The sequence below is a fragment of the Mitsuaria sp. GD03876 genome (assembly GCF_029840635.1).
Lineage (GTDB): Bacteria > Pseudomonadota > Gammaproteobacteria > Burkholderiales > Burkholderiaceae_C > Roseateles.
Genome location: NZ_JAOCCU010000001.1, coordinates 297,508 through 308,096 on the forward strand (window position 1 = coordinate 297,508; position 10,589 = coordinate 308,096).

Annotated in this window: 4 protein-coding genes; all 4 read right to left on the reverse strand. The window is 58.4% G+C overall.

What is annotated here, in order from left to right:
• Positions 1–295 precede the first annotated feature (295 nt).
• Positions 296–4,903, reverse strand: a complete 4,608-nt coding sequence (locus tag N5D62_RS01410; RefSeq protein ID WP_279755589.1) for an AAA family ATPase — start codon at positions 4,901–4,903, stop codon at positions 296–298.
• Positions 4,904–5,665: 762 nt separating this feature from the next.
• Positions 5,666–8,191 carry a DNA topoisomerase (ATP-hydrolyzing) subunit B gene (gene gyrB / locus N5D62_RS01415; RefSeq protein WP_279755590.1) on the reverse strand — a complete coding sequence of 842 codons (2,526 nt, stop codon included), beginning with the start codon at positions 8,189–8,191 and terminating at the stop codon, positions 5,666–5,668.
• A gap of 106 nt (positions 8,192–8,297) precedes the next feature.
• Positions 8,298–9,422, reverse strand: coding sequence for a DNA polymerase III subunit beta (gene dnaN, locus N5D62_RS01420; RefSeq protein ID WP_279755591.1), 1,125 nt, complete (start codon positions 9,420–9,422; stop codon positions 8,298–8,300).
• A gap of 70 nt (positions 9,423–9,492) precedes the next feature.
• On the reverse strand, positions 9,493–10,589 hold a 1,097-nt coding region (gene dnaA, locus N5D62_RS01425; RefSeq protein WP_279755592.1), incomplete at its 5' end, for a chromosomal replication initiator protein DnaA.

Sequence of the window (10,589 nt, forward strand, 5' to 3'; positions counted from 1 at the left end):
AGGAGATTTTCCCATGTAAACGCAAGCCACCAATAGCCTCCGGTTGTCAAACATCCAGGTCGCCGGTCAGCTTTTGCCTTGGGTCTGTAATGCTCTACATCGTTATAACTCAGGGATATTTTCCGTTCACAGTAGCAACACTTATGGTATTGATCTCGCCATAATTGTTCGCCCACCACGTCATAACCAAAAATCTCCTTAGATTCGGGTGGCCGCCCTAGCTTATTAAACTTTGCAAGTGCTGCGGCCCGTATGGTAGGAAGTGCAGCGGGCTCCGCGGAGCGGATGATGTTTATCATTGGTCGGCACCGTCTAAAGTGTCTCGCCCAACAATCTCCCAATCAGGATAGGCCCCAGAAGACTTCAGCTCTTGAATAAGGACATTGAGTTCTAGTTCTTCCGAATCTGAGCGGCCATTGAAGCCGGATAGGTATTCAAATCTTTTTAGTTGTCGGCCGACCCTCGAAGGAAAGATGTCCTCGATGTCAAAATATTGTTGATAGATTTGGGCTCCACTTAACGTGGCCGGGGAATCTAGATTTGTTTGAACAGAGCAGGCTCCCTCATCGTTTCGAAGTATGAAAACCTCTTCCGGACGTGCTCCGACTAGAGTTAGCGGGTTATGAGTTGTGACGATGAACGAAAGTGAAGGGAGTATTCTTCGTGTTCTATCAATGACTTCTGTCTGCCATTTTGGATGGAGATGGAGATCAATTTCGTCGATCAAGACAAGGCCGCGTATACGATCCATGAATTCAGCATCAAGTTGCTCGTGATCTTGAAATAGTTGCAACCATCGCGCTATCAAGTCAAGGAACCACCCAGCCGACGCTAAATAGCCATCACTCAAGTATTTGAAAGGCACCGATCGGCCCGAATCAAAATGAGCGATCAAGGTTTGGTCTCTCACCGAGATCTGCGACACCTCTAGAAGCTTTGCAAGGGCACCAGTCGCCACATCATAAATAATTCTGCTGCGTGGATTTTTTTGGGCGTCACCCTCAAGCTTTATTAACCACGTCTCGGCATGAATCAAGTATGCCGATGGATCAAATAGGGTGGCAATCTCAGGGCCATCGTTAAGAGAGAGGTCAACATCCCGAGCAATTCCACCGAGGGCAGACCCTCGTCGGCAACCGTATGCGAATAGAGGAACTGCTTGGGGTCGGTCCATTGCAGGCTGTTGCTGCACCCTAAGCGATTCTCCTGATCTTTTGGAAAGAATAGTTTCAAACGTCACACCAGAAAGCCCAATTTCAATTTTTGAGTTTCCATCGCTTCCCAGTTCCCCGATGTGTGGGCGAATACCGTCTGAAAATGCGTTCTTAGGCCAAATTCCTGGATCCTTGGAATTTCTCAAGGCAATTGCGATGGATTTTAGAAGAGTCGTTTTTCCCGCCCCATTGGCGCCGAGAATTACGATCCATTGGCCTTTTCCTTCGTCGGCCGGCTTCGGCTCCAGCACCAAAGACCTAATCCCGCCCACATCAGAGATCTGAATTCGCTCGAGATTGACGGGCAGGTGTGGTAGTTGCGCGAGCCCGCACGAAATGTCCAGACCGACCGGGTGCGGTCTTGGCAACTGAAGTTCAGACCAAACAATCGGATTAGATAGATCGGAAGCGTTAGTTTGGTAGATCTGACGGATGAGATTTATCGTCGGGGTCGGGAGGCCCGTCCTCCTCTCTTGCTCTCGATACATCCAAGTGACCATTGAGATCATTTGAGATTTCGGTAGCTGCAGCAGACGTAGGGCGTTCAGGAATGATGAGGTCAATTCGTACTCGCCTCGATCAAGAACAAGCTTGACTGCCAACGTGGAATCCTCAGATCTCAGGCTCCCCATAAACACCTGAAGTACTGCATCTTCTGCGGTTGTGGGCCGCTCAGCGCTCACCAACGTATCTATTTGAGCTTGGCAGAATTTAATTAGCTCTGGCGCCAACGAATCGGCACTAGCGTAGGAGAGGGATAATGCAGCCTGCCGCTTAAATAGGTGCCGTTTTGCCGCCGGTACCTCGCGAAGAGCGTTGCTTACTTCCTCTAGGTCGTAATAGAAGCTGTCTTCAGCTAGGGCCTCTACTACCTTGTACCAGTCCCGCTTCCCCAAAAACGCCGGGCGAGGAATGATCGGTGTCGCTTCCGCGCCATTGATCAACCACTCTGGTATCTGACTCCCAAAGACGGACAACATCGATTTGGGTAGTTGACCTATTGCCGTACAGCAGACGGCCGCCAGTTGGGTCTTAATTGCCGGCTGTTGGATCTCTTCATAATATCGGGCAGCAGAAACTAGGGCTTGGTAGAGATCTGATCGCGAGGTTCGCTCGCCCAGCCGGGAGATGCTCCAGGCGTTCATGACAAGAATGGGGAGCGAGGTCTGAATCGTGTCCTTGTCCCACGGTTTCACCGCGTCCGCATTCACCAAATCTCGCAAGGTGAATTCTTGCTCCCACCTTTCCTGGCTTGCCAACCATAGCTCGGTATCGCCAAGGTCTCCCTTTTCCGCCGCCACAGCGTACTTTGCCACTTCGGCGGCGTCGATCTCCGATCTCACAAGCGACGATAGGGGCCAACCACTGTTGAAGGTCGCAGTCCACCAGTAGTCAGAAGAGCAATCTGCCAGAGCGCGAAGAGCTCGCGCAAGTTGTTCGGCGGTCGGGCTATACCAAAACTTGGCCGCCTCAGTCCACGGTAGCCAAGCGGAGGGAGGCTCGTACTGAGGGGGGCGCAATTGTTCATCGGCCGAATGATCGACAAGAAACTCGAAATCTGTTCGACTTCTACGTTTGGAAGTCAATCGCCTATGGCGAATTCTGGTAAGCCAGCCTGCCCACGAGTCACTGGCACTATAGCTGGTACTATGAATGAAGCTACTTGGCAAAATGCTTTGCTCCTCGAGCTTCGCGCATAGCCAATCTCCGAAGGGTACGCTCCTCAGCAGCCGCGGCGACGATGCGCCATGGAGAATCTGATCATTCCAATGAGAATCTCGTATATCGATTGCCCATCTATCACCCCTGTCGGAAAGAGTTAAGGTGACAGCCCAAGCGGCCAAATAGCCAGCAGAAGATGGCTTTTGTACTTCAGCGCGTACTATGCGCTCGAGAACCGGAAGTGTGTCCGCGTTTACAACCTTAATGATCCGACTAATCTCATCAGGCTGTGCGACCTGAAGAAGTGCACTAGCCTGCTCCATAAGCGCTCGGGCGTGCCTAGGCTGATTTTGCACTGAGCCCTCTTCAAGTGTCTCCAGTGCCAATAGCGCGGACTGATGACTAATCCGCGCCAATTCTGTCCCTCCGCTTTCAAGCGAAGGACATATTTGCTCGATGAACAAGTCACGCAATTCCGAGCCTTCGCTGAATAAGCGACTCGAAGCGAAATGTGTGACGTTTCGGAACATCGAAGCAGGCGCGATCTTCGAAAGGCGTTGTAGTACTACAGAGTCGCGCCCCGACGTGAGGGCCCATGCGGCCATGAACTCCTGAAGTGAGCGGATCTCGAAACCAAATTGATTTGGCTCGGGTTCAACAAGAAAAACAAGCCGCTGCTCAGCGGCGAGTGCAATATCCCGTTGTAGTTCATCAATGGCGTCATCACGAATCTCGTCCTCTTCAAGGACCGCTCGTACTACCTGCTCTAGTTGTTTCCTCGGCATGCGAGCCGACCCACCGCCGTCGCGTTCCGCGCCTACCTGTAGAAGTAATGCAACTCGCGAATGGATTCGTTCGATATGAATACGATGTTGGGCGAGTAGAGCCGACGCATATGTGCCGCGTTCCACCTCCCTATCGTATGTGTACAGGAAATACCTGTAGAACAGATTCCATCGCTCCCGCGGGGCACGTCCTAGTTGCTGAACGAGTGCTGCAAGGATGGTGACTTGCAATGGAGTTGTCATGAGCCGTTCTGTCGACGGCTCGTTTGCGGCATCCTGAAGGCGATTAAACATCGCTGACTGAGCGTCCGCCCCTGAAATCTTTGCCTTGACCAGCTTGTTTGCGTAGTCGAGAGCTTCTTCCTTAACTAAGGACGATAGACGACATTCAAGTAGAGGAACGCCTATATGCGACAGTTCACCGGTGTACCCCTGTGGCCTAGTCGTTGCGACAACTTTAATTCTAGTTTGCGTAAGGGAGCACCAATGAATGAACTCGCGAGAGGCATCGACAATGCGTTGGCGATCTCGTTTGGCGCCAACCTCGTCGAAACCATCGAGCACCAAAAATACGGGAAGATGCCCAATTGCCGCGGTCAGATCGGAATACGCTAACGAAGTTGAGCGAGCAGCCGCTTGGTCTAAGATGAATGCGAGCAAACTTGGAAGGTTTGCGCCCTCCGACAGCACGGATTCTCGTTTCAACAGCCACGTTGCCAGATCTGGGAGGGAAATATGGATCGGAAAAAGCTTTTCCGCCGGTGAGAAGCGGTTATCCGCACAATTCAGATCTTGGGAGAAGGAACTAAGTGTTTCCTGCTGATGTAGCGGCAAAACGGATGCGTAGGGACGGAGTAACTCCGCGCGATATAGTTGGGCAGCTAATTGACATAGCGTAGACTTCCCTTGACCGGGGCCCCCGACCAATAAGGTCCAACTGAAAGAAGTACTATGCTTTAAATATTGGCGCGGATGGTATTCAGCAAAAGTTGTTGCTCGCCCCTCTACTGACATGCGTTTTGGAGGTGTGGCCGCTTCCGAAGAAATAAGTCGATGGAGGAGCGGGATCCTCTCGTTTGCCAAAGATTCGATTTCGCTGATCGAAACGGGTAGATCCACAAAAACGTGGCGAAGACGGATTCGCGCGCTTGTATGTCCGCCCTGTTCTAGCTTAGCGAATTCGTGTGCGGTAAATTGTTCGCAAAGCCAATTTATTAGTTGAGCGGAGGGTTGGAACGCCATGACGTTTAAGGTCAGTTTGTGTTAATACACGTGATTGCCGCTAGCCGGATTTAACCTGAGCTCAGACAAGTCACGTATTGCGATTCTCTTCCCGGGCGATTCGCCCGAGAGCAATGATAGTGGTGCATGCTTGGGAACATCGTCATCGAAATCCATAGGGATATACGTTGGGTTCCGCATCGGCTGTATGCCACACCCGTCGTTGATGTGGGCCCAACATGCGAGCCTCTTGGACAATGAGCAAGGCCTCACCTTGATCCGAGGTTAATCCGGCTCAGTGATGATCTCAAGACATATGGTGTGAACGGAAGAATAACGTCCTAGTCCCCAAGGGTTTCTCTGGCCACCGCGAAGGATCCGTCGGAGACGAGACTAGTCCCTCCCAACCTCATCGATCGTCGCCGCGTCTATCGTTGGCGCCCGATGAACTGGTAGGGTGATGCGAGCAACGCCACTGAAGTCTTGGAAAGGACGTCGGTCGATCGATAGGGAGACCGGAGGTGGCGGGAGCGAAGCTGATGCACTGGCGAAAAAACCTTCAGATCCTTATTGCTGCGGCGGTAAGCAACAGAGAAGTCGATGTATTGATCACATGCTTTGGACCGCCATTGAGGAATCTGCTGTGGCCTTCATCCAGCTCTGTTGAGAAGCGGAGACGGGCGCTCGTGGCGAAAAAAAACGCCCGGGGTTGCCGGGCGCTTGGATTTGGGGGCGCTGTGACCACCCCAGACGGACTTGGCGACGACGCCGGCTTGTCGTTCTTTAAACGTCGATGTTGGCCGCGCGCAGCGCGTTGCTCTCGATGAACTCCCGCCGCGGCTCCACCTCGTCGCCCATCAGCATCGTGAACACGCGGTCCGCCTCGATCGCGTCCTCGATCTGCACGCGCAGCAGGCGGCGGACCGTCGGGTCCATCGTCGTTTCCCACAGCTGCTCGGGGTTCATCTCGCCCAGGCCCTTGTAGCGCTGGCGACCGACGCTCGACTCCGCCTGCGTCATCAGCCAGGCCATCGCGCCCCGGAAGTCCGCGACCTTGCTTTCCTTGGCCTTGTCGCCCTCGCCCTTGCGGATCACGGCTTCCTCGCCCACCAGGCCCTTGAAGGCCGCGCCGGCCTCGGACAGGACCTCATAGTCCGCCCCGTGCACGAAGTCCGCCGTGATGATGCTCGACCGCACGTTGCCGTGATGGCGACGGCTGATGCGCAGCAGCTGCTTGTCCGTGCGCGGATCCGTCTCCGCCGTCACCACCGCGTCGTGCAGCGAGGTCTGCAGCGCCAGCGCCGCGATCTCCGCCGACTCCTTCGTGTCCAGCCCGATCGACAGCCCCGACGCCAGCAGGTGCAGCGCCTCGCCGTCCATCCACGCCGACAGGCGCTCGATCACGTTCTGCGCCGCCACGTACAGCCGCGCCTTCGTCTCGAGCTCCTCGCCCTTGAGCACCGGACCCGCGCCCACGCCCGTCGTGTGCAGCTCCGCGTCGTTCAGCGCGACCTTCAGCAGGAAACCGTCCAGCTCGTGGCCGTCCTTCAGGTACTGCTCCTGCTTGCCGACCTTGACCTTGTACAGCGGCGGCTGCGCGATGTAGATGTGGCCGCGCTCCACCAGCTCCGGCATCTGCCGGTAGAAGAAGGTCAGCAGCAGCGTCCGGATGTGCGCACCGTCCACGTCCGCGTCGGTCATGATGATGATGCGGTGGTAACGCAGCTTCTCCGGATTGAAGTCGTCGCTGCCGGCCCCACGGCCGATGCCGGTGCCCAGCGCCGTGATCAGCGTGATGATTTCATTGCTGGTCAGCAGCTTCTCGTAGCGCGCCTTCTCCACGTTCAGGATCTTGCCGCGCAGCGGCAGGATCGCCTGGAACTTGCGGTCCCGGCCCTGCTTCGCGGAGCCACCGGCGGAGTCGCCCTCCACGATGTAGATCTCGCACAGCGCCGGATCCTTCTCCTGGCAGTCCGCCAGCTTGCCCGGCAGGCCCATGCCGTCCAGCACGCCCTTGCGACGCGTCATCTCGCGCGCCTTGCGCGCCGCTTCCCGCGCCCGCGCCGCCTCGACGATCTTGCCGCACACGATCTTGGCGTCGACCGGGTTCTCCAGCAGCCAGTCCGTCAGCTTGCTCGCGACGATGTCCTCCACCGGGCCGCGCACCTCGCTCGACACCAGCTTGTCCTTGGTCTGCGAGCTGAACTTGGGCTCCGGCACCTTCACGCTGATCACGCAGGCCAGGCCCTCGCGCATGTCGTCGCCGGTGACGTCGACCTTGGCCTTCTTGGCCAGCTCGTTGTCCTCGATGTACTTGTTGATCACCCGCGTCATCGCCGCGCGCAGACCCGTCAAATGGGTGCCGCCATCCCGCTGGGGGATATTGTTGGTGAAGCACAGGACGCTCTCGTTGAAGCCGTCGTTCCACTGCATCGAGACCTCGACACCGACGTTGGTGTTCTGGTCCGACATCTTGTCGCCCTGCGCGTGGAAGATGTTCGGGTGCAGCGCCGTCTTGCCCTTGTTGATGAACTCGACGAAGCCCCGCACGCCGCCCGCGAAGGCGAAGTTGTCTTCCTTGTTGTTGCGCTCGTCGACCAGGCGGATCTTCACGCCGTTGTTCAGGAACGAGAGCTCGCGCAGCCGCTTGGCCAGGATGTCGTAATGGAACTCGGAGTTCTGCGTGAAGATCTCCGTGTCCGGCAGGAAGTGCACCTCGGTGCCGCGCTTGTCGGTCTCGCCGACGATCTTCATCGGGCTGGTCTCGAAGCCGTCGCGCAGCTCGATCAGGCGGTCCTGCGGCACGCCCTTCTTGAACTCGAGCTGATGGACCTTGCCCTCGCGCCGGATCGTCAGGCGCAGCGTCTTGGACAGCGCGTTCACGCAGGACACGCCCACGCCGTGCAGGCCGCCCGAGACCTTGTAGCTGTTCTGGTTGAACTTGCCGCCCGCGTGCAGCTCCGTCAGCGCGATCTCGGCCGCCGAGCGCTTGGGCTCGTGCTTGTCGTCCATCTTCACGCCGGTCGGGATGCCCCGGCCGTTGTCGATCACCGAGATCGAGTTGTCCGTGTGGATCGTGATGACGATGTCGTCGCAGTAGCCGGCCAGCGCCTCGTCGATCGAGTTGTCCACGACCTCGAACACCAGGTGGTGCAGGCCAGTGCCGTCCGAGGTGTCGCCGATGTACATGCCGGGGCGCTTGCGCACCGCCTCCAGGCCTTCCAGGATCTGGATGCTGGACTCGCCGTACCCCGCGCCGTCGTTCTGCTGCTGCGGCTGCTGGTCGGGATTCTGCTGAGGATCGGTCATCGAAAAACTCTCTCTTCTCACTGCTGGCCGCGGCTGCCGGGTCGGCATCGCGCACCTTCAAAAGCGCTGAAGCGGGCCGAGGCCCGCTTGTTCATCTCTCGTGGCGTCAGATACGCATGGGCATGACGACGTACTTGAAGCCGGTCTGTTCAGGGATGCTGAGCAGCGCGCTCGAGGAACTGTCGTTGAGATCGACGCGCACCATGTCCTGCGACATGTTGGACAGCACGTCCATCAGGTAGGTGACGTTGAAGCCGGTCTCGATCTGGTCGCCGCCGTAGTCGATCTCCAACTCTTCCTTGGCTTCCTCCTGCTCGGCGTTGCTCGAGGCGATCGACAGCAGGCCCGGCTCGAAGGACAGGCGCACCGCCTTGAACTTCTCGCTGGTCAGGATCGCCGCGCGCTGCAGCGCGGCCAGCAACGGCTGGCGGCCCAGGATCACGTGGAAGCGGTGGTTCTTGGGGATGACGCGGTTGTAGTCGGGGAACTTGCCCTCGACCAGCTTGGTCACGAACTCCATCCCGCTGAAGCCGAACTTGGCCTGGTTGCCGGCGAAGCGCATCTCGATCGGCGCGCTTTCGTCCTCGCCCTTGCCGCCGTCCTTGAGCAGCCGCATCAGCTCCAGCACCGTCTTGCGCGGGAGGATCACCTCCTGCTTGGGCATCTCGGTGTCGGTCTCGGCCTGCGCCAGCGCCAGGCGGTGGCCGTCGGTGGCCACCAGCGTCAGCATCTTGCCTTCGGCGACGAACAGGATGCCGTTGAGGTAGTAGCGGATGTCGTGCACCGCCATCGCGAAGTGCACCTGGTTGATCAGGCCCTTGAGCGTCTTCTGCGGCACGCTGAACACGGGCCCGAAGTCGGCGGCTTCCTGCACCAGCGGGAAATCGTCCGCCGGCAGCGTCTGCAGCGTGAAGCGGCTCTTGCCGCCCTGCAGCGTCATCTTGCTCTGGTTGGACGTCAGGCTCACCGTCTGGTCCGACGGCATCGAGCGCAGGATGTCGATCAGCTTGCGCGCGCCGATCGTCGTGGAGAAATCGCCGTCGTCGCCGTCGAACTCGACCGTGGTGCGGACCTGGATCTCCAGGTCGCTCGTGGTCAGCTCCACCTGCTTGCCCTGCTTGCGCACCAGCACGTTGGCCAGGATGGGCAGGGTGTGGCGTCGCTCCACGATGCCGGACACCGCCTGCAACGCGGCAAGCACTTTGTCCTGGCTGTCTTTCAACACGATCATGTCAACCTCTCTCCACTGTTGGCTGTTCGGGCGAACGCGGCATTTTCGCTCAGCGCGAAGGCCTTTTTCCTCATCCCTTCAGCGTTTGCTCCAGCACATGCAACTGCTGGTTCAACTCGGTGTTCTTCTGGCGCTCGCCGCCGATCTTGCGCACCGCGTGCAGCACCGTCGTATGGTCCCGGCCGCCGAACAGCTCGCCGATCTCCGGCAGGCTCTTCTGCGTCAGTTCCTTGGCCAGGTACATCGCGATCTGGCGCGGCCGCGCGATGCTCGCCGGCCGCTTCTTCGAATACATGTCCGCGACCTTGATCTTGTAGAAGTCGGCCACGGTCTTCTGGATGTTCTCGACCGAGATCTGCCGGTTCTGGATCGACAGCAGGTCCTTGAGCGCCTCGCGCGCCAGCTGGATGTTGATTTCCTTGTGCGAGAACCGGCTGTACGCCAGCACCTTGCGCAGCGCGCCTTCGAGCTCCCGGACGTTGGCCCGGACGTTCTTGGCGATGAAGAAGGCCACGTCCTCGGGCATCGGCGCGTTCTCGGCCTCCGCCTTCTTGATCAGGATCGCGACCCGCATCTCCAGCTCCGGCGGCTCGATCGCCACCGTCAGGCCGGCGTCGAAGCGGCTGGTCAGGCGCTCGTCGATGTCCACCAGGCCCTTCGGATAGGTGTCCGAGGTCATGATGATGTGCGCCCGCTTGGCCAGCAGCGCCTCGAACGCATTGAAGAACTCTTCCTGCGTCCGGTCCTTGCCGGCGAAGAACTGCACGTCGTCGATCAGCAGCAGGTCCAGCGAGTGGTACTTGGCCTTGAGCTCGTCGAAGGTCTTGCGCTGGTAGTTCTTGACCACGTCCGAGATGAACTGCTCGGCATGCAGGTACAGCACGCGGGCGTCCGGACGGTCCTTCAGCAGCGCGTTGCCGACCGCGTGGATCAGGTGGGTCTTGCCCAGGCCGACGCCGCCGTAGATGAACAGCGGGTTGTACATCTGGCCCGGGGCGCCCGCGACGTGCAGCGCCGCGGTGCGCGCCATCTGGTTGGCGCGGCCGGGGACCAGCGTGTCGAAGGTCAGCGAGGTGTTGATGCGATGCCGCGTGGCGCTGGGCGGCAGGTTGGCCGCCGCCGGCGCGGCGCCGGACTGGATCAGGCTGGCGGCGGTGACCGGCGCGG

Bases quoted from the DNA above. Each gene is read 5' to 3' on its own strand.
- N5D62_RS01410 (WP_279755589.1), bottom strand. From the start codon at position 4,903: ATGGCGTTCCAACCCTCCGCTCAACTAATAAATTGGCTTTGCGAACAA.
- gyrB (WP_279755590.1), bottom strand. From the start codon at position 8,191: ATGACCGATCCTCAGCAGAATCCCGACCAGCAGCCGCAGCAGCAGAAC.
- dnaN (WP_279755591.1), bottom strand. From the start codon at position 9,422: ATGATCGTGTTGAAAGACAGCCAGGACAAAGTGCTTGCCGCGTTGCAG.